The sequence below is a fragment of the Salinicola socius genome (assembly GCF_001937195.1).
Lineage (GTDB): Bacteria > Pseudomonadota > Gammaproteobacteria > Pseudomonadales > Halomonadaceae > Salinicola > Salinicola socius.
Window position 1 is genome coordinate 1 of sequence record NZ_MSDO01000134.1, and the last position, 550, is coordinate 550.

Below are 550 nucleotides of genomic sequence, written 5' to 3' on the forward strand. Positions count from 1 at the left end.
AGAGCCGCGACGTCACCTTCAGCTATACCGCCACCGATAACGATGGCGGCGTCAGTGCACCGAAGACGGTCACCATCACCGTCACGGGGACTAACGATGCGCCGGTCGCTCAGGCAGGCACGGCCACGACGGAAGAGAACAGCGTTCTCAGTGGGCAAGTTCCAGCAGCAAGTGACGTCGATGGCACCATCGCCAGCTACGCACTCGACGCCAGCGTAGGTCAGGGCAACGGTAGCCTGACATTCAACGCCGACGGTTCCTACAGCTTCGCCCCCGGCACCGACTTCGATGGTCTCGCTGCCGGCGCGAGCCGCGACGTCACCTTCAGCTATACCGCCACCGATAACGACGGCGGCGTCAGTGCACCCAAGACGGTCACCATCACCGTGACCGGCACTAACGACGCCCCGGTCGCCGTCGCCGATACCCAAACCACCGGCGAGAACAGCGTTCTCAGCGGGCAGGTGCCGGCAGCGACCGATATCGATGGCACCATCGCCGGTTACGACCTGGCGACGGATGTCGGCACCGGCAACGGCAGCCTCAGCTT

At 64.5% G+C, this 550-nt stretch carries 1 protein-coding gene; it reads left to right on the forward strand.

Annotated features, from left to right (window positions below):
• Positions 1–550, forward strand: a 550-nt coding sequence (locus BTW07_RS19225) for an Ig-like domain-containing protein (protein WP_167369309.1), incomplete at both ends; no start/stop codon positions are given.